Annotated in this window: 20 protein-coding genes; 6 read left to right on the top strand and 14 right to left on the bottom strand. The window is 60.4% G+C overall.

From position 1 onward, the window contains the following. Window positions 1–4 precede the first annotated feature (4 nt). Window positions 5–1,420 (bottom strand): cytochrome c oxidase accessory protein CcoG, encoded by a 1,416-nt coding sequence (gene ccoG / locus KW840_RS18325; protein ID WP_090454077.1) that lies wholly within the window; start codon window positions 1,418–1,420, stop codon window positions 5–7. Between the two features lie 417 nt (window positions 1,421–1,837). On the opposite strand from ccoG, the gene KW840_RS18320 reads away from it, so the two are divergent. Beyond that, on the top strand, window positions 1,838–2,056 hold the full coding sequence (locus KW840_RS18320; RefSeq protein WP_131726882.1) for a hypothetical protein: 219 nt from the start codon (window positions 1,838–1,840) through the stop codon (window positions 2,054–2,056). 241 nt (window positions 2,057–2,297) lie between these two features. On the opposite strand, the gene ccoP (KW840_RS18315) is transcribed toward KW840_RS18320, so the two are convergent. From ccoP (KW840_RS18315) to ccoN (KW840_RS18280), 8 genes are all read right to left on the bottom strand, one after another. After that, the gene (gene ccoP, locus KW840_RS18315; protein ID WP_057715672.1) at window positions 2,298–3,275 is read right to left on the bottom strand and encodes a cytochrome-c oxidase, cbb3-type subunit III; all 978 of its coding nucleotides are present in this window, start codon (window positions 3,273–3,275) and stop codon (window positions 2,298–2,300) included. Continuing rightward, the gene (locus KW840_RS18310; RefSeq protein ID WP_003175465.1) at window positions 3,272–3,457 is read right to left on the bottom strand and encodes a CcoQ/FixQ family Cbb3-type cytochrome c oxidase assembly chaperone; all 186 of its coding nucleotides are present in this window, start codon (window positions 3,455–3,457) and stop codon (window positions 3,272–3,274) included. The genes ccoP (KW840_RS18315) and KW840_RS18310 overlap by 4 nt, the downstream gene beginning before the upstream one ends. 5 nt (window positions 3,458–3,462) lie before the next feature. Next, entirely contained in the window at window positions 3,463–4,071 is a 609-nt protein-coding gene (ccoO, locus tag KW840_RS18305; protein ID WP_009042961.1) for a cytochrome-c oxidase, cbb3-type subunit II, read from the bottom strand. After that, the gene (gene ccoN / locus KW840_RS18300) at window positions 4,071–5,513 is read right to left on the bottom strand and encodes a cytochrome-c oxidase, cbb3-type subunit I (RefSeq protein ID WP_008050393.1); all 1,443 of its coding nucleotides are present in this window, start codon (window positions 5,511–5,513) and stop codon (window positions 4,071–4,073) included. The genes ccoO (KW840_RS18305) and ccoN (KW840_RS18300) overlap by 1 nt, the downstream gene beginning before the upstream one ends. A 482-nt stretch (window positions 5,514–5,995) precedes the next feature. Then, window positions 5,996–6,949 (bottom strand): cytochrome-c oxidase, cbb3-type subunit III, encoded by a 954-nt coding sequence (gene ccoP / locus KW840_RS18295; RefSeq protein WP_218496711.1) that lies wholly within the window; start codon window positions 6,947–6,949, stop codon window positions 5,996–5,998. After that, window positions 6,946–7,143, bottom strand: coding sequence for a cbb3-type cytochrome c oxidase subunit 3 (locus KW840_RS18290; RefSeq protein WP_218496891.1), 198 nt, complete (start codon window positions 7,141–7,143; stop codon window positions 6,946–6,948). Before KW840_RS18290 ends, ccoP (KW840_RS18295) begins: the two co-directional genes overlap by 4 nt. An 18-nt stretch (window positions 7,144–7,161) precedes the next feature. Continuing rightward, on the bottom strand, window positions 7,162–7,770 hold the full coding sequence (gene ccoO, locus KW840_RS18285) for a cytochrome-c oxidase, cbb3-type subunit II (protein ID WP_057715669.1): 609 nt from the start codon (window positions 7,768–7,770) through the stop codon (window positions 7,162–7,164). 10 nt (window positions 7,771–7,780) lie between these two features. Beyond that, a complete protein-coding gene (gene ccoN, locus KW840_RS18280) occupies window positions 7,781–9,205 on the bottom strand; it encodes a cytochrome-c oxidase, cbb3-type subunit I (RefSeq protein WP_057715668.1) in 1,425 nt (474 codons plus the stop codon). Window positions 9,206–9,299: 94 nt separating this feature from the next. On the opposite strand from ccoN (KW840_RS18280), the gene KW840_RS18275 reads away from it, so the two are divergent. Further along, entirely contained in the window at window positions 9,300–9,977 is a 678-nt protein-coding gene (locus KW840_RS18275; RefSeq protein WP_218496709.1) for an alpha/beta family hydrolase, read from the top strand. 188 nt (window positions 9,978–10,165) lie between these two features. Here KW840_RS18275 and KW840_RS18270 read toward each other — a convergent pair whose 3' ends face one another. From KW840_RS18270 to acnA, 3 genes are all read right to left on the bottom strand, one after another. Beyond that, window positions 10,166–11,731 carry a PAS domain-containing methyl-accepting chemotaxis protein gene (locus KW840_RS18270; RefSeq protein WP_218496707.1) on the bottom strand — a complete coding sequence of 522 codons (1,566 nt, stop codon included), beginning with the start codon at window positions 11,729–11,731 and terminating at the stop codon, window positions 10,166–10,168. A gap of 105 nt (window positions 11,732–11,836) precedes the next feature. Further along, window positions 11,837–12,628: a CPBP family intramembrane glutamic endopeptidase gene (locus tag KW840_RS18265; protein WP_218496705.1), complete on the bottom strand. Its 792-nt coding sequence runs from the start codon at window positions 12,626–12,628 to the stop codon at window positions 11,837–11,839. Between the two features lie 193 nt (window positions 12,629–12,821). Continuing rightward, window positions 12,822–15,563, bottom strand: a complete 2,742-nt coding sequence (gene acnA / locus KW840_RS18260) for an aconitate hydratase AcnA (RefSeq protein WP_218496703.1) — start codon at window positions 15,561–15,563, stop codon at window positions 12,822–12,824. A gap of 222 nt (window positions 15,564–15,785) precedes the next feature. On the opposite strand from acnA, the gene rlmM reads away from it, so the two are divergent. Continuing rightward, on the top strand, window positions 15,786–16,859 hold the full coding sequence (gene rlmM, locus KW840_RS18255) for a 23S rRNA (cytidine(2498)-2'-O)-methyltransferase RlmM (RefSeq protein ID WP_057715663.1): 1,074 nt from the start codon (window positions 15,786–15,788) through the stop codon (window positions 16,857–16,859). Window positions 16,860–17,050: 191 nt separating this feature from the next. Beyond that, window positions 17,051–17,302 carry a sulfurtransferase TusA gene (gene tusA / locus KW840_RS18250; RefSeq protein ID WP_056721984.1) on the top strand — a complete coding sequence of 84 codons (252 nt, stop codon included), beginning with the start codon at window positions 17,051–17,053 and terminating at the stop codon, window positions 17,300–17,302. Between the two features lie 126 nt (window positions 17,303–17,428). On the opposite strand, the gene KW840_RS18245 is transcribed toward tusA, so the two are convergent. Beyond that, window positions 17,429–18,823, bottom strand: coding sequence for an MATE family efflux transporter (locus KW840_RS18245; protein ID WP_057715662.1), 1,395 nt, complete (start codon window positions 18,821–18,823; stop codon window positions 17,429–17,431). 255 nt (window positions 18,824–19,078) lie between these two features. On the opposite strand from KW840_RS18245, the gene pdxB reads away from it, so the two are divergent. Further along, entirely contained in the window at window positions 19,079–20,221 is a 1,143-nt protein-coding gene (gene pdxB / locus KW840_RS18240) for a 4-phosphoerythronate dehydrogenase PdxB (RefSeq protein WP_057715661.1), read from the top strand. A 90-nt stretch (window positions 20,222–20,311) separates the two neighbouring features. Here pdxB and KW840_RS18235 read toward each other — a convergent pair whose 3' ends face one another. Then, window positions 20,312–20,491, bottom strand: a complete 180-nt coding sequence (locus KW840_RS18235) for a PA1571 family protein (RefSeq protein WP_057715660.1) — start codon at window positions 20,489–20,491, stop codon at window positions 20,312–20,314. 251 nt (window positions 20,492–20,742) lie between these two features. On the opposite strand from KW840_RS18235, the gene KW840_RS18230 reads away from it, so the two are divergent. Next, entirely contained in the window at window positions 20,743–22,518 is a 1,776-nt protein-coding gene (locus KW840_RS18230) for an ABC transporter transmembrane domain-containing protein (protein ID WP_218496888.1), read from the top strand. Window positions 22,519–22,547 lie beyond the last annotated feature (29 nt).

The following is a 22,547-nucleotide window of genomic DNA, read 5'->3' as shown; positions in this document are numbered from 1 at the left end:
TCTCTCAACGATTCTGTGGGCCGATGAACCGGCTCTTGGCTTCAATGTGGACGCTGTCGTCATCGGCGTCCTTGAGGATGAATTTCACCTCGTTGGTGCTCGACGGCAGTTTTTCCGGTGCAACGGACAGCTCGGCAGGCTGGCTGACGATCTCGCCGGCCGCGACCTTGATCTCGCGTCGACCCTGCAATTTGAGATCCGGCAGGCCGGATGCTTCGAGCAGGTAGGTATGGTCGCGCTGGTCCTTGTTCATGATTTTCAGGCTGTAGACGTTTTCGATCCGGCCTTCGGCGTTCTCGCGGTACAGCACGCGGTCCTTGCTGACATCGAAACCCACCAGCGCACGCATGAAGAATGCCGTTACCAGCAGGCTGATCATCGCCAGCAGCACAATGGCATAGCCAATCAGGCGCGGGCGCAGTTTATGGGTTTTCTGTCCGGACAGGTTGTGCTCGGTGGTGTAGCTGATCAGTCCGCGCGGGTAGTCCATCTTGTCCATGATGGCGTCGCAGGCATCGATGCAGGCGGCGCAACCGATGCATTCGATTTGCAGACCGTCGCGGATGTCGATGCCCGTCGGGCAGACCTGGACGCACATGGTGCAGTCGATGCAGTCGCCCAGGCCCTGGGCCTTGTAGTCGATACCTTTTTTACGCGGTCCACGGCCTTCGCCACGGCGCGGATCGTAGGAAACGATCAGGGTGTCCTTGTCGAACATCACGCTCTGGAAGCGTGCGTACGGGCACATGTAGATGCACACCTGTTCGCGCAACCAGCCGGCGTTGCCGTAAGTGGCGAGGGTGAAGAAACCGACCCAGAAGTACGACCAGCCATCCGCCTGGCCGGTGAAAAATTCGAATACCAGTTCGCGGATCGGTGAGAAGTAGCCGACGAAGGTCATGCCGGTAACGAAGCCGATCAACAGCCACAAGCTGTGTTTGCTGAACTTGCGCACAAATTTGTTGGCGCTCATCGGCGCCTTGTCGAGCTTGATGCGTTGGTTGCGGTCCCCTTCGGTGACTTTTTCGCACCACATGAAAATCCAGGTCCAGACGCTTTGCGGGCAGGTATAGCCGCACCAGACCCGTCCGGCGTACACGGTGATGAAGAACAGGCCGAAGGCGGCGATGATCAACATGCCGGAGAGCAGAATGAAATCCTGAGGCCAGAAGGTGGCGCCGAAAATGAAGAACTTGCGCTCCGGCAGGTTCCACCACACGGCCTGATGACCGCCCCAGTCCAGCCACACCGTGCCGAAGTACAGCAGGAACAACAGGGCTCCGCCGGTCATCCGCAGGTTGCGAAACAGGCCGGTGAAGGCGCGGGTGTAGATTTTTTCCCTGGAGGCGTAGAGGTCGACGCTGTTGTTCGCGTTTTTGGTGGGTGGAGTGACGTCGTGTACCGGAATCTGGTTGCTCATCATTGCATCCCACGGCAGTGGAAAAATGCCTCGGTCAGTACGTGCCGACCGCGGTCAAAAAGGGGTGTTGCAGTGGCGCAATGATACGCCTGTCGCTCTAGCCTGCGGGTGCGACCTTTGGTCGCGTTGGGGAAAAATCATGAATGGTGTAGCAGATGTAACAAAACATGATGCAGGTCAATTGACTATAGACGATTTATCTTTTTTCTCCGTCGAGCGTCGACGGGTGCCTGGGTGGAAAGAGATATCAAAAGTCTGCTGTATAAAGAATATGTTTTTAACTTTGGTCATACTTTGTGATTGTTGGTCGATGGATGTTTGGTTCTTGTTTTAATAAGTTGTCACTGCGGCAGCAATAAGATTTGATTGTGGTATTGCGTGTCGTATATTTAAAAATCTACTTAAGGATAAGTAAAAATGTCTATTAATGATAAAGATTGCACCTGGGCAACTCAGTCTGTTGGACCAGTCACTGTCGAAGCTCATGAGCCTGGTACAGACTGCACGATTCCGGCACCAGCCACGACTGTGGATATGGTGGCGCCGACGGCGAAAAAAGTTCAGGAAAATCGCTCTTCAGGCAACAAGAAAGGGACTGGTGGTCTGGACAGTCTGGGTGGCGGTAACCTTCCTTGATTACAACCAATACGCATGAATGCGAAGTGTGTTCATGAGCGTCTAAAACGGTTTCGCCAACTAAAAATGGCGAAGCCGTTTTACATTGGTTGATCGAAGAGTGCGTGAGAAATAATAACCCGGATGACTCGCCAGCAAGTCCACGGAACTATGCGCAAATAAGCGTGCGTAGACTTGAAATGAAAACGGCCCCGCCAATTCACATTGGCGGGGCCGTTTTTTGTTGCTTCAAGCGTTTGCCTTACTCGGCGTCCGCTGCCTTCTCACCGTGAGACAGGCTGTAGACGTAAGCGGCCAGCAGGTGAACCTTGTCGTTACCCTGCATTGCCTCTTGTGCAGGCATCTGGCCCTGACGGCCGTAACGGATGGTCTGCTGCAGTTGAGCGAAGCTCGAGCCGTAGATGAACGCTGCCGGGTGAGTCAGGTCAGGTGCGCCCATCGCTGGCGTACCCTTGCCTTCCGGACCGTGGCACGCCACGCAGTTGGTGGCGAACAGTTTCTGCCCGGCAGCCGGGTCGGCCTTGGCGCCTTCCGGCAGCTTGCGGCCATCGAGGTTGGTCAGGATAAACGCGGCCACGTCGGCCACGCCTTGCTCGCCGATCACTTCAGCCCATGCAGGCATCACCGCGTGACGGCCGCCCATGATGGTGGTCTTGATGGCTTGCGCGTCGCCGCCCCAGCGCCAGTCGGCGTCGGTCAGGTTAGGGAAGCCGTAGGCGCCCTTGGCGTCGGAACCGTGGCAAACCGAGCAGTTGGAGGCGAACAGGCGGCCGCCCATCTTCAGGGCTTGCGGGTCCTTGGCCACTTCTTCGATTGGCATGGCCGCGAACTTGGCGAAGATCGGACCGAACTTGGCGTCCGACCTGGCCATTTCCTTTTCCCACTCGTGAACGCCGGTCCAGCCGGTCTGGCCGTTGGCGAACGGGGTCTGCTTCTCGTTGTCGAGGTAGCCATAACCCGGCAGCAGGCCTTTCCAGTTACCCAGGCCCGGATACAGCACCAGGTAACCCAGTGCGAAGATGATGGTGCCCACGAACAGCATGAACCACCATTTCGGCAGCGGGTTGTCGTACTCCTCGATGCCATCGAAGGAGTGCCCGACGGTCTCGTCTGTCTGCTCGCTGCGCTGGCCCTTGCGGGTCGACAGCAACAGCCAGGTCAGGGAAAAGATCGTACCGAGACTGAGGACTGTGACGTACAGACTCCAGAATGTAGTCATTCTTTGTTACTCCTAGAAGCTTGCTCGACGTGCTTGATGGCTTCGGGATCATCCGCAAAAGGCAGCAAGGTCGCGTCTTCAAACTCAGACTTGCGCTTGGGGCTGAATACCCACAGCGCCAGACCGATGAAGGCCACCATCACAACGACGGTGCCCAGGCCACGAATCATCCCGATATCCATTTAGATCACCGTTTGCTTTTGATGATGGTGCCCAGGCCTTGCAGATAGGCCACCAGCGCGTCCATTTCGGTTTTGCCCTTCACAGCATCCTTGGCGCCGGCGATGTCTTCGTCGGTGTAAGGGACGCCGAGCGTGCGCAAGACTTCCATTTTCTTGGCGGTGTCTTTGCCGTCGAGCTTGTTTTCCACGAGGAACGGGTAGGCTGGCATTTTCGACTCAGGCACCACGTTGCGCGGGTTGTACAAATGCGCACGCTGCCAGTCATCGGAGTAACGACCGCCGACGCGGGCCAGGTCCGGACCGGTACGCTTGGAACCCCACAGGAACGGGTGGTCCCAGACGCTTTCACCGGCGACCGAGTAGTGGCCATAGCGTTCGGTTTCAGCACGGAACGGGCGGATCATCTGCGAGTGGCAGCCGACACAACCGTTGGCGATATAAACGTCCCGGCCTTCCAGTTCAAGGGCGGTGCGGGGCTTCATGCCCTCGACCGGCTTGTTGGTGACATCCTGGAAAAACAGCGGAACGATCTGGGTCAGGCCGCCGATGCTGACGGCGATGACCATGAAGAAGGCCAGCAGGCCAATATTCTTCTCGACTGCTTCATGCTTCATCAGTGAGCTCCAACTACGGCAATCTGTTCGGCGGCTTTGGCTTCAGCCGGGTTCGAGGCGCGTACGGTACGGAATACGTTGTAGGCCATGAACAACATGCCGGTGGCGAAGAACGCACCGCCCAGGGCGCGGACAATGAAGCCCGGGTGGCTGGCTTGCAGCGCTTCGACGAACGAGTAGGTGAGGGTGCCGTCATCGTTGATTGCACGCCACATCAGGCCCTGGGTGATGCCGTTGACCCACATCGAGGCGATGTAGAGCACGGTACCGATGGTCGCGAGCCAGAAGTGCGTGTTGATCAGGCCGGTGCTGTGCATCTGCGCACGACCGAACAGTTTCGGGATCATGTGGTAGATGGCGCCGATCGAGATCATCGCAACCCAGCCCAGAGCGCCGGCGTGTACGTGGCCGATGGTCCAGTCGGTGTAGTGCGACAGGGAGTTGACGGTTTTGATCGCCATCATCGGGCCTTCGAAGGTCGACATGCCGTAGAACGCCAGGGAGACGACCAGGAAGCGCAGGATCGGGTCGGTGCGCAGCTTATGCCAGGCGCCCGACAGGGTCATCATGCCGTTGATCATGCCGCCCCAGCTTGGCGCCAGCAGGATGATCGACATTGCCATGCCCAGGGACTGAGCCCAGTCCGGCAGCGCGGTGTAGTGCAGGTGGTGCGGACCGGCCCAGATGTACAGGGTGATCAGCGCCCAGAAGTGCACGATCGACAGGCGATAGGAGTAGATCGGACGTTCGGCCTGTTTCGGCACGAAGTAGTACATCATGCCCAGGAAGCCGGTGGTCAGGAAGAAGCCCACGGCGTTGTGGCCGTACCACCACTGGATCATCGCGTCCGTCGCACCCGAGTAGGCCGAGTAGGACTTGAACAGGCTGACCGGCAGCGACATGTGGTTGACGATGTGCAGCATCGCGGTCACGACGATGAACGCGCCGTAGAACCAGTTACCCACATAGATGTGCTTGGTCTTGCGCTTGACGATGGTGCCGAAGAACACCAGACCGTAGGTGACCCAGACAATGGCCAGCAGAATAGCCAGGGGCCATTCCAGTTCCGCGTATTCCTTGGTGGTGGTGAAACCCATCGGCAAGGTAATGATCGCGCCGACGATCACCGCTTGCCATCCCCAGAAGGTGAAGGCGGCGAGGCTGTCGGAAATCAGTCGCGTTTGGCAGGTTCGCTGCACGACGTAATAAGAAGTGGCAAACAGTGCACATCCACCGAAGGCGAAAATCACCAGGTTGGTGTGCAACGGGCGCAGGCGTCCAAAGCTCGTCCATGCCAGACCGAAGTTCAACTCCGGCCAGACCAGTTGCGAGGCGATGAAGACACCAAGCCCCATGCCAAGGATCCCCCAGACCACCGTCATGATGGCGAACTGGCGGACTACCTTATAGTTATAAGCAGTCGGACTGATTGCTGTGCTCATTCTAAGGTTCCACGGTTTGGGTGTTTTATTAGGATTAAAAATCGGCCGCAAGTATGGAGAAAGCAGGGGGTCATTGCAACGCGCCATGACCTGGGTCAATGCTTTCAAAAGCTGATTCTGCGGCCTTTCCATGCGCCGCGTAGGGACAAAATTGCCCGTGGGCAAAACGTCCCGGCGGACTGATCAGGCGAGGGGGTCAGGTCGGATGTAACGGGGTGTGTTCAAACGCAACGTTTGGCTGACCGAAGGCAACTGGCGCGACAGCCGGTATCTACCAGCCTTTGCGGCCTGTCATCGGGCAGATTCGTCGAACACATCGTTCAGGGTCGACCTGGAACCGGCACCGGCCAGTCCGCATCGGGGGAAGCTTAGACTCGAATCCGGGGTTCCGAAAGAAAGTCTGTGCGAGGGTGCGACAATGGGTCGCAAAGGGGCAGGGAACTGCCGCATCCGGGAGAATGCGGCAGCAGAGCGGTCGGAATTTATTTGCGGTTGTCTTCAGCCTGCAGGCGCTCGGTATTCAAACCGTGGGACAGGCTGTACACATACGCAGCCAGCAACTGCACCTTATCGTTGCCGAGCAGTTCATTCTGCGCCGGCATATGGCCTTGGCGACCATGCCGAATCGTCTGTTCAAGCTGTGTCAGGCTTGTACCGTAAATGAAGCCGGCCGGGTGGGTCAGGTTCGGTGCGCCCATGGCTTCAGTGCCCTGGCCGTTGGCTCCGTGACAGGCGACGCAGGTGGTGCTGAAGGCTTGCTGTCCTGCTTGCAGGTCGGCTTTGCTGTCGGTAGGCAATGGCAGCTTGGCCAAGCCATGGCGCACATACGCAGCGACGTTTTTCACACCGTCCTCCCCCAGGACTTCACCCCAGGCCGGCATCATCGCCATCCGGCCGGCCATGACGGTGGTCTTGATGGTTTCCGGGTTGCCGCCCCAGCGCCAGTCGCTGTCGGTCAGGTTGGGGAAGCCGAATGCACCCTTGGCGTCCGAGCCGTGGCACACCGAGCAGTTGGAGGCAAACAGGCGGCCGCCCATTTTCAGAGCCTGCGGGTCCTTGGCCACTTCTTCCACGGGCATTGCCGCGAATTTGGCGAAGATCGGCCCGAACTTCGTGTCAGCCTTGGCCATTTCCTTTTCCCATTCGTGCACCCCGGTCCAGCCGTTTTCGTAGCCGGGGAGGATGCCTTTCCAGTTGCCCAGGCCCGGATAGAGGATCAGATAGCCGACGGCAAACACCAAGGTGCCAACGAACAGCATGAACCACCATTGCGGCAACGGATTGTCGTACTCCTCAATACCGTCGAAGCTGTGGCCCATGGTCTGGTCGACACTGCCCTTGGTTTCGCCCTTGCGGGTGCTGAGCAGCAACCAGGTCAGGCCGATCAGGCTGCCGATGGTCAGTACGCAGATCCACGTACTCCAGAAGGTGGTCATGGCCGGGTACTCCTTGTTGCTGATTCGTCAGTGATGTCGGGTTGTGGCTCGTCGGCGAACGGCAGCAGGCGCGCTTCGGCGAATTCCGGGCCGCGCTTGCCGTTGAATACCCACAGTGTCAGGCCGACGAAGGCCACGAACACCACGACGGTGCCGAGGCCGCGGATCATTCCAGTGCTCAATTCGATCTCTATAAAAGACAGGGGCATGGCTCACCTCTTGCTCTTGATGGCAGTGCCGAGCACTTGCAGGTAGGCGACCAACGCATCCATTTCGCTCTTGCCCTTGAGTGAAGCGACGGCGCCGGTGATGTCTTCGTCGGTGTACGGCACGCCCAGGGTACGCATGGCCTTGATCTTGGTTTCGGTATGACTGCTGTCGACCGGGTTGGCCACCAGCCACGGGTACGCCGGCATCTTCGACTCCGGCACGACGTTGCGCGGGTTGTACAAGTGCGCGCGGTGCCAGTCATCGGAGTAGCGCGCACCGACACGGGCCAAGTCCGGCCCGGTGCGTTTCGAGCCCCACAGGAACGGGTGATCCCACACGCTTTCACCGGCCACCGAGTAGTGCCCGTAGCGTTCGGTCTCGGCGCGGAACGGACGGATCATCTGCGAGTGACAGCCGACACAGCCTTCGCGGATATAGATATCGCGACCTTCCAGTTGCAGCGCGGTGTAGGGCTTCATGCCTTCCACCGGTTTGTTGGTCACGTCCTGAAAGAACAGCGGGACGATCTGGGTCAGGCCGCCGATGCTCACGGCCAGGATCATCAGCAGCAGCAACAGGCCGACGTTTTTCTCGATAGTTTCGTGTTTCATGGCGGACTCCTCAGGCCATCTGCGCGGCAGCGGCGACTTCGGCAGGCTGCGAGGCCCGCACGGTGCGCCAGGTGTTGTAGGCCATCAGGAACATGCCGCTGAGGAAGATCGCGCCACCCACCAGCCGCACGACGAAGCCTGGGTGGCTGGCCACCAGGGTTTCGACGAAGGAGTAGGTCAGCGTGCCGTCCTCGTTCACCGCACGCCACATCAGGCCCTGGGCGATGCCGTTGACCCACATCGAGGCGATGTACAGAACGGTGCCGATGGTGGCGAGCCAGAAGTGCGCGTTGATCAGGCCGATGCTGTGCATCTGCTCGCGGCCGAAGACTTTCGGGATCATGTGGTACAGCGCGCCGATGGAGATCATCGCCACCCAGCCCAAGGCGCCTGCGTGTACGTGGCCGATGGTCCAGTCGGTGTAGTGGGAGAGGGCGTTGACCGTCTTGATCGCCATCATCGGCCCTTCGAAGGTCGACATGCCGTAGAACGCCAGCGACACCACGAGGAAGCGCAGGACGGGGTCGCTGCGCAACTTATGCCAGGCACCGGACAGGGTCATCATGCCGTTGATCATCCCGCCCCAGCTCGGCGCCAGCAGGATCAGCGACATCACCATGCCCAGCGACTGCGCCCAGTCCGGCAGCGCCGTGTAGTGCAAGTGGTGCGGACCGGCCCAGATGTAAAGGGTGATCAGTGCCCAGAAGTGCACGATGGACAAACGATAGGAGTACACCGGACGTTCGGCCTGTTTCGGCACGAAGTAATACATCATCCCGAGGAAACCGGCGGTGAGAAAGAAGCCTACGGCGTTGTGTCCGTACCACCATTGCACCATCGCATCGGTGGCGCCGGAGTACAGCGAGTAGGACTTGGTGAAGCTGACGGGCAGTTCCATGTTGTTGACGATGTGCAGGATCGCCACGGTGACGATGAACGCACCGAAGAACCAGTTACCGACATAGATGTGCTTGGTCTTGCGCTGCATGATCGTGCCGAAGAACACGATGGCGTAGGCGACCCAGACAATGGTGATCAGGATGTCGATCGGCCATTCCAGCTCGGCGTATTCCTTGGAGCTGGTGTAGCCCAGCGGCAGGCTGATGGCCGCCAGCAGGATCACCAGCTGCCAGCCCCAGAAACAGAACGCGGCGATTTTCGGCGCAAACAACCGGGTCTGGCAGGTGCGTTGCACCGAATAGAACGAACTGGCAAACAACGCGCAGCCGCCAAAGGCGAAGATCACGGCGTTGGTGTGCAGTGGGCGCAGGCGGCCGAAGCTGGTCCACGGCAAATTGAAGTTGAGTTCGGGCCAGACCAACTGGGCAGCGAGAAAAACCCCGAGCCCCATGCCGACGATGCCCCACACCACCGTCATAATGGCGAATTGGCGGACCACCTTGTAGTTGTAGGCGGTACTGATAGAAGTGTTCATGGTTCCCCATCCACGGTTCAGCCGAAGTGAGCGCGCAGCGCAAGGCAGTGCACCCTTCGGCCGGAGTTATAGGCAGACTAAAAGCGAGGCAAGCATGGACAAAGGGCACAAGGCCGGTATTGACGGGGATCAATGGGCGCAGTGCGTGCGGGATCATGGATGGTTGTGGAATGCCGCCGCTGGCAAGGCAGCGGCGACGCTGATCCTCGCCCATGGCGCCGGCGCACCGATGGACAGCGACTGGATGAGCGACATGGCTGCACGCCTCGCCGCTCAAGGCGTCAACGTGTTGCGCTTCGAGTTTCCCTACATGGCGCAACGGCGCCTCGATGGCGGTAGACGTCCGCCGAACCCCGCGCCGAAACTGCTGGAATGCTGGCGTGAGGTGTATGCCCGGGTGCGACGCCATGTCACTGGGCCGCTGGCCATCGGCGGCAAGTCCATGGGCGGGCGCATGGCCAGTCTGCTGGCGGATGAGTTGGGCGCGGATGGGCTGGTGTGCCTGGGTTATCCGTTCTATGCGGTGGGCAAACCGGAGAAGCCACGGGTTGAGCATTTGGCGGCGCTGAAGGCGCGGACCTTGATCGTGCAAGGTGAGCGCGATGCGTTGGGCAACCGGGAGGCGGTCGAGGGTTACGCGCTATCGCCGGGTATCGAGGTGTTCTGGCTGGTGGCGGGGGATCATGACTTGAAGCCGCTGAAGGCTTCGGGGTTTAACCATGAGCAGCATTTGGCGGCGGCGGCGCAGAAGGTGGCTTCATTCCTTCAGTGAGGTTTTGTGCGGGCTGTAAGGCCCCCATCGCGAGCAAGCTCGCTCCCACAGTGATTTGTGGTGTGGCTCAAAACCCTGTGGGAGCGAGCTTGCTCGCGATGAGGGACTACCAGACAACATCACTGTCACCGGCTCAATAAAAAACCCGGAAGCTCTCACTGTCCGGGTTTTTATCATTCCAGCAGCAATCAGCGGTTAAACCGCTCCACCAACGAATACTGTGTATTGGCAGTCTTGGTCAGCTCTTCACTCAGCAACGCCGAGTTCTGTGCTTGTTCCGAGGTCTGGTCCGCCAGTTCCGAAATGTTGCTGATGTTGCGGCTGATCTCTTCGGCCACGGCACTTTGCTCTTCGGTCGCGGCGGCGATCTGGGTGGTCATGTCGGTGATGTTGGCCACCGCTTCGCTGATCCCCACCAGGGCCTGGTCCGCTTCCAGTACCCGCGCCACGCCTTCTTCCGCCTGACGATGCCCGGCTTCCATGGTTTGCACGGCAGTGCCGGCGGTGTGCTGGAGCTTGGCGATCAGTGCGTGAATCTGCCCGGTGGACTCACTGGTGCGTTGTGCCAGCTGACGGACTTCGTCGGCCACCACCGCAAAACCACGACCCATTTCGCCGGCACGGGCCGCTTCGATGGCGGCGTTCAGGGCCAGCAGGTTGGTCTGGTCGGCGATGCCTTTGATCACGTCGACCACGCCACCGATTTCGTTGCTGTCCTTGGCCAGTTGGGTCACGGTCACGCCGGTTTCACCGACGACTACCGACAGGCGCTGGATGGCTTCGCGGGTTTCCCCGGCGATGTCACGACCACGACCGGTCAGGCGGTTGGCTTCCTGGGTGGCGTCGGCGGTGCGTTGCACGTGGCTGGCGACTTCCTGGGTGGTCGCGGCCATCTGGTTGACCGCGGTGGCCACTTGCTCGGTCTCGACCCGTTGACGTTCCAGGCCGCTGGAGCTGTTGTGCGCCAGGGCGTCGGACTGTCGGGCCTGATCGGTCAGGTGTTCGGCCGTGTCCTGCAGACGCGTCAGGCAGGTTTTCAGGCGTGCTTCCTGACTGAGGATGGACATTTCCAGACGCGCCTGGGCGCCGCGACTGTCGGTGTACATCTGTGCGATCAACGGATCGGAGGTGGTCTGCTCGGCCAGGCGCAGCAAACGCTTGAGGCCTCGCTGTTGCCACTGGAGGCCCATCAGGCCCAGTGGCACCGAAAGACCGGCAGCCAGGGCAAACCCCCAGTGGGAGTTCAGCGATGCACCGATCATGAAGCTCAATTGGCTGACCAGGATGAACGGCAGCCAGTCCTGCAGGATCGGCAACCATTTATCCGAGGAGGGAATGGCTGACTTGCCCTGGTTGATGCGCTGGTAGAGCGCTTCGGCACGGCGGATCTGTTCGGCGGTGGGCTTGACCCGCACCGACTCATAACCGATCACCTGATTGCCTTCGAAGATCGGTGTCACGTAGGCGTTCACCCAGTAATGATCACCGGTCTTGCAGCGATTCTTGACAATGCCCATCCATGGCAAGCCTTGTTTCAGCGTGTCCCACATGTGTGCGAACACCGCCGCCGGGACGTCGGGGTGACGGACCAGGTTGTGCGGTGCACGGATCAATTCCTCTCGGGAGAACCCGCTGATCTCGACGAAAGCATCGTTACAGTAGGTGATCATGCCCTTGGCATCGGTGGTGGAAATCAACCGTTGCTGAGCCGGGAAGGTCCGCTCGCGTTGTGTAATTGGCTGGTTGTTACGCATGGCTTTTTTAATCCGCAAGGCTTTCAAGTGCTGTATCGGCAAGGCTGGCGGATTGTTGAGATTATTTTTCGATAATCGGCAATGCGTCGCAAAATGACCCTTGCGTCAGCCGGCGAGCATCGGATAGGTGAACAGACCGAAGTGCAGCAGGTTCAGGCCAAAGTGGCTGGCGATGGCGGCACCCAGCCCCCCGAGCCGATAGGCCAGGCCATAGCCGACCCCGGCCAGCGTTGCCAGCAATACCCACCGCCACCCCGCGCCGGCATGGGCCAGGCCGAAGACCAATGACGCCAGCAGCAGGGCGAGGTGTTCACCGTAGGGCCGGTCTTTGAGATACCGGGTCAGGCCGCCCTGGATGTAGCCACGGAACAGCGCCTCTTCGACCAGCGTCACCAGCAGCAGATTGTTCAGCAACCACAGCCAGGCTTGATCCGGCCATTTCGGCGCCCAGGCGATTACGCCCAGCAACAGCGCGCCACCCAATGCCAGCATGGCGCTCAAGGCCAGGGCCAGTACGGTGGCATACAGTGACAACCGAAGCGAACGGCGGCCGACAATCCACGGGCAAACCAGTAACAGCCAGAAGCCGATCAGCGGTTTGTCCAGGTTCAGGTGCATGGCGAATGACACGGCATTGTCGGTAAAACGCTGGGGGTCGATGGCGCGACCGTTATAGAAGCCGGGTAGCCAATGCGTCGCCAATGCCAGGGCCAGAACGATGAACAGGCCGTGGCCGAGGTTGCGGGCAAAAGGGATGTCGCGTTGGCGGACGGCGACACCTGCGACCAGCAACAGGAACACCGAGATTGCCGAGAGCCAGCCGAGATGGCCGTAGGTCAGCGCCAGGCCGTAGCCGAAGGAAAGCAGGGCCAGAAGCGTCCATGGCAGGGCAATCATTTGAAGTCCTTTTGTCGGGATTTGCGATGCACCGCCAACCCCCTGTGGGAGCGAGCTTGCGCACGATAGCTTACCGACTGTCGGCAACAATGTTGAATGTTCTCTCCATATCGCGAGCAAGCTCGCTCCCACATGGCTTTTCGTGGCCCAAACAAAGACACCGCCCGAAGGCGGTGTCTTTGTCAGCGGTCGGTCAAGACGCGATCAACTGCCGCAACACATAATGCAGAATCCCTCCGGACTTGAAGTACTCCACCTCATTGAGTGTATCGATGCGGCACAACACCTCGATCTTCTCGCGGCTGCCGTCTTCGCGGGTGATGACCAGCGTCAGGTTCATCCGTGGCGTCAGCTCGACGCCGGTCAAGCCGAGGATGTCCAGGGTTTCGCTGCCGCCCAGTTTCAGGCTCTTGCGGTTCTGATCCAGCTTGAATTGCAACGGCAGCACGCCCATGCCCACCAGGTTGGAGCGGTGAATCCGTTCGAAGCTTTCGGCGACGACTGCTTTCACCCCCAGCAGGTTGGTGCCCTTGGCCGCCCAGTCGCGACTCGAGCCGGTGCCGTATTCCTGGCCGGCGATCACCACCAGTGGCGTGCCCGAAGCCTGATAGCGCATGGCGGCGTCGTAGATCGACATTTTTTCCCCGGTGGGAATGTAGCGGGTGTTGCCGCCTTCTTCGCCGCCGAGCATTTCGTTGCGTATGCGAATGTTGGCGAAGGTGCCGCGCATCATTACTTCATGGTTGCCACGCCGCGAGCCGTAGGAGTTGAAGTCCCGCGGTTCCACGCCTTTGTCGCGCAGGTATTGCCCTGCCGGGCTGTCGACCTTGATGTTGCCGGCCGGGGAAATGTGGTCGGTGGTCACCGAGTCGCCAAGCAGTGCGAGGATCCTGGCGCCGCTGACATCCTTGACCACGGGCGCTGGGCCGCCGATGTCGTCGAAGAACGGCGGGTGCTGGATGTAAGTCGAGTCGTCCTGCCAGACATAGGTCGCCGCCTGCGGAACCTTGATCGCCTGCCATTGTTCGTCACCGGCAAACACTTCGGCGTACTCCTTGTGGAACATGGCGGTGTTGACCTGATTCACGGCGTCGGCAATTTCCTTGCTGCTTGGCCAGATGTCCCGCAGGTACACCGGTTTGCCGTCCTTGCCATCGCCCAGAGGCTCGCGGCTGAGGTCGGTGCGCACCGTGCCGGCCAGCGCATAGGCCACCACCAGCGGCGGGGAGGCCAGCCAGTTGGTTTTCACCAATGGATGCACCCGGCCTTCGAAGTTGCGATTGCCCGAGAGCACGGAGGCCACGGTGAGGTCGGCTTGCTGGATGGCTTTCTCGATGGGCTCCGACAGCGGCCCGGAGTTGCCGATGCAAGTGGTGCAGCCATAGCCGACCAGGGCAAAGCCCAATTCATCGAGGTACTGGGTCAGGCCGGCCGCCTTGTAGTAGTCGGTGACCACTTTCGAGCCGGGGGCCAGCGAGCTCTTCACCCAGGGTTTGCGTTGCAGGCCTTTTTCCACGGCCTTCTTCGCCACCAGCCCGGCGGCCATCATCACGCTGGGGTTGGAGGTGTTGGTGCAGGAGGTGATCGCGGCGATGACCACGGCGCCGTTTTTCAGGCGATAGGTCTGGCCTTCGTAATCGTAATCCGCTTCGCCGGCCATATCGGCATTGCCGACGGCAACACCGCCACCGCCTTCACTTTCCAGGCGGCCTTCTTCCTTGCTGGTGGGCTTGAATTGCAGGTCGGTGAAGTCGCTGAACGCTTGCGCGACATTCGGTAGCGTCACCCGGTCCTGCGGGCGTTTCGGCCCCGCGAGGCAGGCTTCGACGCTGCCCATGTCCAGCGCCAGGCTGTCGGTGAACACCGGTTCCTGGCCGGGCAGGCGCCACAGGCCCTGGGCCTTGCTGTAGGCCTCGACCAGTTGCACCGTTTCCGGGGGCCGGCCGGACAGGCGCAGGTATTCCAGCGTGATGTCGTCCACCGGGAAGAAACCGCAGGTGGCGCCGTATTCCGGGGCCATGTTGGCGATGGTCGCGCGGTCGGCCAGGGGCAGGTCGGCAAGGCCGTCGCCGTAGAATTCGACGAATTTGCCCACCACGCCTTTCTTGCGCAGCATCTGGGTCACGGTCAGCACCAGGTCGGTGGCGGTGATGCCTTCCTTGAGCTTGCCGGTGAGTTTGAAACCGATGACTTCGGGAATCAGCATCGACACCGGTTGCCCGAGCATCGCCGCTTCCGCCTCGATACCGCCGACACCCCAGCCAAGCACGCCGAGGCCGTTGATCATGGTGGTGTGGGAATCGGTGCCAACCAGAGTGTCCGGGAAGGCGTAAGTGCGGCCGTCCTCGTCCTTGGTCCAGACCGTGCGGCCGAGGTATTCAAGATTCACCTGGTGGCAGATCCCGGTGCCCGGCGGCACCACGCTGAAATTGTCGAAGGCACTCTGGCCCCAGCGCAGGAACGCATAGCGCTCGCCATTGCGCTGCATTTCAATGTCGACGTTCTGCTCGAAGGCGCTGCTGCTGGCGAACTTGTCGACCATCACCGAGTGGTCGATCACCAAGTCCACCGGCGACAGCGGGTTGATCCGTTGCGGATTGCCGCCGGCCTTGGCCATCGCCGCGCGCATCGCGGCCAGGTCGACCACCGCCGGTACGCCGGTGAAGTCCTGCATCAGCACCCGCGCGGGGCGGTACTGGATCTCGCGGTCGGAACGACGCTCCTTGAGCCACGCGGCCAATGCCTTGAGGTCGGCACCGGTGACGGTTTTTTCGTCCTCCCAGCGCAGCAGGTTTTCCAGCAGGACTTTCAACGACATCGGCAACTTGTCCAGATCACCCAGGCTTTTGGCGGCATCGGGCAGGCTGAAGTAGTGGTAGGTCTTGTTGCCGACTTGCAGGGTCTTGAGCGTATTCAGGCTATCGAGGGACGGCATTGCAATCACTCCTTTGAGTCCGCACGGCTACGGACTGAGGGGATGGGCAGAACATTAAACCTAGCTCTGTTTTCAGTAGCTGGCTAATAACCGGGTTCTATCGACAAGCTCCAGCTTCCGATCTCGGCTATCATGCGCCGGTTTTCGTGACAGGCTTTGCTTCAGGGCAAGCGGTCTCTCTTTGTGGGAGCAAGCTCGCTCCTACAGGGTCCAGGAGTATTAATGAACACCCTCTTTATGCATTGCCGGCCGGGCTTCGAAGGCGAAGTCTGTTCCGAGATTTCCGACCTCGCCGCGCGCTTGAACGTGGCCGGTTATGCCAAGGCCAAGGCGGCAACTGCCTGCGCCGAGTTTGTCTGCACCGAAGAAGACGGCGCCGAGCGCCTGATGCGCGGGCAGCGTTTTGCCGAGCTGATCTTCCCGCGCCAGTGGGCCCGGGGGATTTTCATCGATCTGCCGGAAACCGACCGCATCAGTGTGATCCTCGCCCACATGGCGGACTTTCCGCTGTGCGGCAGCCTGTGGCTGGAAATGGTCGACACCAACGACGGCAAGGAACTGTCGAACTTCTGCAAGAAATTCGAAGTGCACCTGCGCAAGGCGCTGATGGCGGCCGGCAAGCTGGTGGAAGATGCCCACAAACCGCGTTTGCTGCTGACGTTCAAGAGCGGTCGTGAAGTGTTCATGGGCCTGGCGGAGTCGAACAACTCGGCGATGTGGCCGATGGGCATTCCCCGTTTGAAGTTCCCCCGCGAGGCGCCGAGCCGCTCGACCCTGAAGCTGGAAGAGGCCTGGCACCACTTCATCCCGCGCGACCAGTGGGACGAGCGCCTGCATGGCGACATGACCGGCGTTGACTTGGGGGCCGCCCCTGGTGGCTGGACCTGGCAACTGGTCAACCGTGGCATGCTGGTCACGGCCATCGACAACGGCCCGATGGCCGAAAGCCTGATGGACACCGGTCTGGTGCAGCACTTGATGGCTGACGGTTTCACCTTCAAGCCCAAGCAACCGGTGGACTGGATGGTCTGCGACATCGTCGAGAAGCCGGCGCGCAACGCCGCGATGCTGGAAGAGTGGATCGGCGACGGCCATTGCCGCGAGGCGGTGGTCAATCTCAAGCTGCCGATGAAACAGCGCTATGCCGAAGTGAAGCGTTTGCTCGAGCGCATTGCCGATGGCTTCAAGGCCCGGGGTATCAAGGTCGAGATTGGCTGCAAGCAGCTGTACCACGACCGCGAGGAAGTGACTTGCCATTTGCGTCGACTGGACGTGAAGAAACCCAAGTCCCGCTGAAACACCGCAATCCCCTGTAGGAGCGAGCCTGCTCGCGATGGACCTGAGAGCGCATTGGGGTGTCAGGCATCCAGCGTTATCGTTAACGATCATCGCGAGCAGGCTCGCTCCTACAAGGGGGCGGCGTAATGCCACAGATGACGTTACACCCGGCAATGCGCGACAATGCCGGCCAGCTTCAGGAGTGAATCATGAGTGAAATGCTTGATACGCCGGTAGACGGCACCCTCGACGCCACTGGCCTCAATTGCCCCGAGCCGGTGATGATGCTGCATCAACACATCCGTGATCTGGTGCCCGGCGGCCTGCTCAAAGTGATCGCCACCGACCCGTCGACCCGTCGCGACATTCCCAAGTTCTGTGTGTTTCTCGACCATGAACTGGTGGCACAGCACGAAGATGAGGGCACCTACCTCTACTGGATTCGCAAGAAGTCTGTTTAACCAACAACCCCCCTGTAGGAACGAGCTTGCTCGCGAAAATAACGAAGGCGCCGTTGGGCATCTGGTTTTCGCGCGTTATCGTTCACGACCTTCGCGAGCAAGCTCGCTCCTGCAGGGTTGTGGCGATCAACCCTGGCTGTTACGAATCCGCCGGCGCGCACTGAGCGTCAGTCGGATCGACAGCATCAGCGCCGCACAGCTCAAACCGGCAATCAACCCTTCCCACAGCCCGCTCGGGCCGCTGGCCGGACCGAACCAATCGGTCAGTCCCAGCACGTAGCCGACCGGCAGGCCGATGCCCCAATAGGCGAACAAGGTCAGGATCATCGTCACCCGGGTGTCCTGGTACCCACGCAGCGCGCCGGCGCAGATCACCTGGATGGCATCGGAAAACTGATACAGCGCGGCATACACAATCAACATCGACGCAATCTGGATCACGGCCTTGTCAGGCGTGTAGATCGAGGCGATAGGTTCGCGCAGGAGCAGGATCAGTGCCGCCGAGAACGCCGCGAACACCAGTGCCGCGCCGAGCCCGACCTTCGCCGCGAAGCGCGCCTGCCAGGGATTGCCGGCCCCCAGTGCCTGGCCGACCCGCACGGTCACCGCCATGCCCAGCGAATAAGGAATCATGAACAGCAACGAGCTGATATTCAGGGCGATTTGATGCCCGGCCACCACGGTGGAGCCGAGACTGCCGATCAACAGGGCGATGACCGCGAAGATGCTGGACTCGGCGAATACGGCGATACCGATCGGCAGGCCAATGCTGACCAGGCGCTTGATCACGGCCCATTTCGGCCGGTCGAAGCGCACCAGTACACGGGTGCGGGCATAGAACGGGGCCCAGAAGGTCCAGCCGGCCATGCTCAACGCCATGAACCACATCACGATGCCGCTGGCCCAGCCGCAACCGACGCCGCCCAGGGCCGGTGCGCCGAAATGGCCATAGATCAACGTGTAGTTCAGCGGGATGTTCAGCAGTAGGCCGCACAAGCCGATGACCATGCTCGGACGGGTCCGACCCATGCCATCGCTGTAGCAGCGCAGCACGTAATAGAACGCCATGCCCGGCAAGCCGAAGGCGATCCCGTGCAGGTAACCCATGCTCGGCTCGATCAATTGCGGATCGACTTTCATCCAGTGCAGGATCGGCTCGGCGCCGAGCAACAGGCCGCTGCCGATCAACCCGACACACAATGCGAGCCACAGCGCCTGGCGTACCAGCGGGCCGATTTCGTCAAACTGCCCGGCGCCAAAGCGTTGCGCGACCTTGGGTGTGGTTGCCAGCAGGACGCCGGACATCAACAGGTAGACCGGAATCCAGATCGAGTTGCCCAGGGCCACCGATGCCAGGTCCCGTGGGCTGACGCGGCCGGCCATCACCGCATCGACGAAGCCCATGGCCGTGGTGGCCAGTTGCGCGATCATGATCGGCAGGGCCAGGCCGAGCAGGCCTTTGAGTTCCAGGCGAACCGGGGTCGTGCGTGGGGCGGCGGTAGTGTCAGTCACGGAATTCACAAGCGAAGCGTCCAGAGGTTTTGATGCGCAGGGCTGCGCATTCTACGCGTTGACGCTTCGGTCAGGAAAAGACTGTGTTGGGTATTTGTAATCGCTCCGCTCTCCCTGTAGGAGCGAGCTCGCTCGCGATGAATGTGAGGGCACCGCGTTCATTCAGGCAGCCCTCGTTATCGTTAACGCTCATCGCGAGCATGCTCGCTCCTACACAGAGATGAATTCTGCGCCTACACTGCCAACCCGCCAAAGGAGCCTGCCATGCTGATTGTTGCCGACGAAAATATCCCTCTGCTCGATGCCTTCTTCGAAGGCTTCGGTGAAATCCGCCGGGTACCGGGTCGCGCCATCGACCGTGCCACGGTCGAGCAGGCCGATGTGCTGTTGGTGCGCTCGGTGACCAACGTCAATCGCGCGCTGCTCGAGGGCAGCAAGGTGCGCTTTGTCGGTACGTGCACCATCGGCACCGATCATCTGGACCTGAATTACTTTCAGCAGGCCGGTATTACCTGGTCCAGCGCGCCGGGCTGCAATGCCCGTGGTGTGGTCGACTATGTGCTCGGCAGTCTGCTGACCCTGGCCGAAATCGAGGGTGTCGACCTGACCCGGCGTACCTACGGCGTGGTCGGTGCCGGCGAAGTGGGTGGACGCCTGGTCAAGGTATTGCAAGGCCTGGGCTGGAAGGTGCTGGTGTGCGATCCGCCACGGCAAACTGCGGAAGGTGGAGACTACGTCAGCCTCGAGCAGATCATCGACGAGTGCGACGTCATCAGTCTGCACACGCCATTGACTAAACAGGGTCAGCAATCGACCTGGCATTTGTTCGATGAAAAACACCTGAACCAGCTCAGGTCCGGCACCTGGCTGATTAATGCCAGTCGCGGGCCGGTGGTCAACAATGCAGCACTGCGCGACGTGCTGCTGGAGCGCGAAGACCTGCAAGCGGTGCTCGATGTCTGGGAAGGCGAACCTGAAGTCGACGTGGCGCTGGCCGAACTCTGCGTGCTGGCAACGCCACACATTGCCGGCTACAGCCTCGACGGCAAGCAGCGGGGCACCGCGCAGATTTATCAGGCCTATTGCGATTTCCTTGGGCAGCCAGCCCGGGTCAGCCTGGGCGATTTGCTGCCGGCGCCGTGGCTGTCGCACGTGACCCTCAATGCGCAAAGTGACCCGGCCTGGGCGTTGGCGATGCTGTGCCGTGGCGTGTATGACCCGCGACGTGACGATGCGGACTTCCGTCGCAGCCTTGTCGGCAGTGTCAGCGAACAGCGAGCGGCATTTGATGCGTTGCGCAAGAATTATCCTTCGCGTCGAGAGATCGACGGATTGCAGGTGCGGATCGAGGGGGATGCGCCTGAGTTGCAGAGGATTGTGGCGGCGTTGGGGGCAACGGCAGTCTGATAGACCGCGAAGGGCGCCCCACAATGTCCGGACAGGCGCCCATAAAAAACCCGGCCAACAATGGGCCGGGTCAAGAAGACGGTGGCTATATCACTTTTGTTTGGCAGGTTTGACCAATCGCTTATCCAGTTCGCTGCAAGCTTTCTGGATCATTTCTTCAGTGATCGGTACTTCGCGACCCTGCTCGTCAATAATCGAGCAACCCAGAGACTGGTCTGGTTGCGTGCGGATCACTTGAATCTTGTCATCGCTGCTGTGTTGCAAGGACATGGCCTGTCTCCTCATCAGGTTGTGTGCTTACTGTAGAACCGCCAGGTGACCGGGCTATGACAACTCCCTGCGATCTTTCCTGGGGGGCAGAACCAGTCCACCAGAAATGCCACCACGTGGCTACCCGAACTTTAGACCAATAGCGTCTAGCCTCTAGTGTTGGCGGACATAATTAACCCGACTCATTGTGATTTGCAGCAAGCCACCCCATTGAGCGGTATAGGCTGACCCTAATGATTGCCTTGTCCAGGATGATTACGATGCTCTCTGCCCGTCACCGCCGTGCCATTCGCCTGGCCAGTCGCTTCATCGCGCCATATCGCTGGCAGGCCTTTGGCGCCTTGCTGGCGCTGATCGTCACCGCTGGCATCACCTTGTCCATGGGGCAAGGCATCCGCCTGCTGGTGGACGAGGGGTTCATGACCCAGTCACCGCATCTGCTCAATCAGTCCATCGGTCTGTTCATGTTACTGGTGGCGGGATTGGCGATCGGAACCTTTGCACGGTTTTACCTGGTGTCGTGGATCGGCGAGCGCTGCGTCGCCGATATCCGCCGCAACGTGTTCAATCATCTGATTTACCTGCACCCGGGGTTTTACGAAGACAATCGCAGCTCGGAAATCCAGTCCCGCCTGACCGCCGACACCACGCTGTTGCAATCGGTCATCGGTTCTTCGCTGTCATTGTTCCTGCGCAATTTGCTGATGGTGATCGGTGGGATCGTCCTGCTGTTCATCACTAACCCCAAACTCACCAGCATCGTGGTGGTTGCCTTGCCCCTGGTGATCGCGCCGATCCTGATTTTCGGACGCCGGGTGCGTAACCTCTCACGCCTGAGTCAGGACCGGATTGCCGATATCGGCAGTTATGTGTCCGAAACCCTGGGGCAGATCAAGACCGTGCAGGCCTACAACCATCAGGCCCAGGACGAGCGACGGTTTGCCGTGACGGTGGAAGAGGCGTTCAACACCGCGCGCAAGCGCATCTTCCAGCGGGCCTGGCTGATTACCCTGGTGATCGTGTTGGTCTTGGGTGCCGTCGGGGTGATGCTCTGGGTTGGTGGCATGGACGTCATCGCCGGGCGAATTTCCGCTGGCGAGCTGGCGGCGTTCGTGTTCTACAGCCTGATTGTCGGCAGCGCGTTCGGCACGTTGAGCGAAGTGATTGGCGAGTTGCAGCGGGCAGCCGGCGCGGCCGAGCGGATTGCCGAGTTGCTGCGTTCGGAAAACATCATCCTGCCGCCGGTGGCGGACGCGGTGAAGCTGCCGGAGCGGGTCAATGGCCAACTACAACTGCACAATGTGCGTTTTTCCTACCCGTCGCGGCCGGAAAATTATGCTGTCGACGGGTTGAGCCTGACCGTCAATGCCGGTGAGACGCTGGCGCTGGTCGGGCCATCGGGGGCCGGAAAATCCACGGTGTATGACTTGCTGCTGCGTTTTTACGACCCGGCCGAGGGGCGCATCCTGCTCGATGGCGTGCCGTTGACTCAACTCGACCCGCTGGACCTGCGTCGCTGTTTTGCCCTGGTGTCGCAAACCCCGGCGCTGTTTTTCGGCAGCATTGAAGAAAACATTCGCTACGGCAATCCGCAGGCGACGTTGGCCGAGGTACAGGAAGCGGCAAAAGTCGCTTACGCCCATGACTTTATCGAAGCCATGCCCAATGGTTACCAGACTCATCTGGGGGACGGTGGTCTCGGCTTGTCCGGCGGCCAGCGCCAACGCCTGGCCATTGCCCGTGCGTTGCTGGTGGACGCGCCGATCCTGCTCCTGGACGAAGCCACCAGCGCCCTCGACGCCCAAAGCGAACACCTGATCCAGCAGGCGCTGCCGACACTGATGAAAAACCGGACCACCCTGGTGATCGCCCATCGCCTGGCCACGGTGAAAAACGCCGACCGAATTGCGGTGATGGACCAGGGGAAACTGGTGGCGGTGGGCACGCATCTGGAGCTGATTGCCAGCAATGCGTTGTATGCGCGGTTGGCGGCGTTGCAGTTCAGTGATGGACATGAAGCGGCATGAATGACTACTGATGAATGACGCCCGGTTCG

Origin of the sequence: Pseudomonas sp. PDM30 (assembly GCF_019218985.1) — a bacterium.
GTDB classification, from domain to species: Bacteria; Pseudomonadota; Gammaproteobacteria; order Pseudomonadales; family Pseudomonadaceae; genus Aquipseudomonas; species Aquipseudomonas jessenii.
Note: the sequence above shows the minus strand (reverse complement) of the source record. Positions and strands in the feature narration are given on the sequence as shown.

Bases quoted from the DNA above. Each gene is read 5' to 3' on its own strand.
- ccoG (WP_090454077.1), bottom strand. From the start codon at position 1,420: ATGAGCAACCAGATTCCGGTACACGACGTCACTCCACCCACCAAAAAC.
- KW840_RS18320 (WP_131726882.1), top strand. From the start codon at position 1,838: ATGTCTATTAATGATAAAGATTGCACCTGGGCAACTCAGTCTGTTGGA.
- ccoP (WP_057715672.1), bottom strand. From the start codon at position 3,275: ATGACTACATTCTGGAGTCTGTACGTCACAGTCCTCAGTCTCGGTACG.
- KW840_RS18310 (WP_003175465.1), bottom strand. From the start codon at position 3,457: ATGGATATCGGGATGATTCGTGGCCTGGGCACCGTCGTTGTGATGGTG.
- ccoO (WP_009042961.1), bottom strand. From the start codon at position 4,071: ATGAAGCATGAAGCAGTCGAGAAGAATATTGGCCTGCTGGCCTTCTTC.
- ccoN (WP_008050393.1), bottom strand. From the start codon at position 5,513: ATGAGCACAGCAATCAGTCCGACTGCTTATAACTATAAGGTAGTCCGC.
- ccoP (WP_218496711.1), bottom strand. From the start codon at position 6,949: ATGACCACCTTCTGGAGTACGTGGATCTGCGTACTGACCATCGGCAGC.
- ccoO (WP_057715669.1), bottom strand. From the start codon at position 7,770: ATGAAACACGAAACTATCGAGAAAAACGTCGGCCTGTTGCTGCTGCTG.
- ccoN (WP_057715668.1), bottom strand. From the start codon at position 9,205: ATGAACACTTCTATCAGTACCGCCTACAACTACAAGGTGGTCCGCCAA.
- KW840_RS18275 (WP_218496709.1), top strand. From the start codon at position 9,300: ATGGACAAAGGGCACAAGGCCGGTATTGACGGGGATCAATGGGCGCAG.
- KW840_RS18270 (WP_218496707.1), bottom strand. From the start codon at position 11,731: ATGCGTAACAACCAGCCAATTACACAACGCGAGCGGACCTTCCCGGCT.
- KW840_RS18265 (WP_218496705.1), bottom strand. From the start codon at position 12,628: ATGATTGCCCTGCCATGGACGCTTCTGGCCCTGCTTTCCTTCGGCTAC.
- acnA (WP_218496703.1), bottom strand. From the start codon at position 15,563: ATGCCGTCCCTCGATAGCCTGAATACGCTCAAGACCCTGCAAGTCGGC.
- rlmM (WP_057715663.1), top strand. From the start codon at position 15,786: ATGAACACCCTCTTTATGCATTGCCGGCCGGGCTTCGAAGGCGAAGTC.
- tusA (WP_056721984.1), top strand. From the start codon at position 17,051: ATGAGTGAAATGCTTGATACGCCGGTAGACGGCACCCTCGACGCCACT.
- pdxB (WP_057715661.1), top strand. From the start codon at position 19,079: ATGCTGATTGTTGCCGACGAAAATATCCCTCTGCTCGATGCCTTCTTC.
- KW840_RS18235 (WP_057715660.1), bottom strand. From the start codon at position 20,491: ATGTCCTTGCAACACAGCAGCGATGACAAGATTCAAGTGATCCGCACG.
- KW840_RS18230 (WP_218496888.1), top strand. From the start codon at position 20,743: ATGATTACGATGCTCTCTGCCCGTCACCGCCGTGCCATTCGCCTGGCC.